Below are 319 nucleotides of genomic sequence, written 5' to 3'. Positions count from 1 at the left end.
CATGCCGGGGCGACCGCGCAGGGGGATCCGCTGCTCACCTCGTCCACGTGGCGGCATCTGGCCGGACTCGCGCTCCGGGAGGGCGAGTTGGCGGACGCCCGGCACGGCTTCGCCGAGTCGCTGCGCATCCGCGAGGAGCTGGGGTACCTCATCGGTACGGCCCCGGCGCTGGTGTCGCTCGCGGACGCGGAGTCGGAACCGGAGGCGTCACGGCTGCGCGAGGAGGCACGCCGCCTGCTCCGCCTCCTCGGCGGCGTCCCCACGTGGCTGTCCCGCCGGCTCACCCCACCGGCGGCAACGGCCTGACGCCGGGGGCCCG

1 pseudogene is annotated in these 319 nt (G+C 76.8%); it reads left to right on the top strand.

Features of this window, described 5'->3' with window-relative positions:
• Positions 1 to 306: pseudogene (locus GTW67_RS28030) on the top strand (hypothetical protein); the annotation flags it as partial.
• Between the last annotated feature and the right edge of the window lie 13 nt (positions 307 to 319).

Origin of the sequence: Streptomyces sp. SID5910 (assembly GCF_009862125.1) — a bacterium.
Classification (GTDB): Bacteria; Actinomycetota; Actinomycetes; order Streptomycetales; family Streptomycetaceae; genus Streptomyces.
The sequence above is the reverse complement of the archived record's forward strand: the minus strand, read 5'-3'. Positions and strand labels throughout refer to the sequence as shown.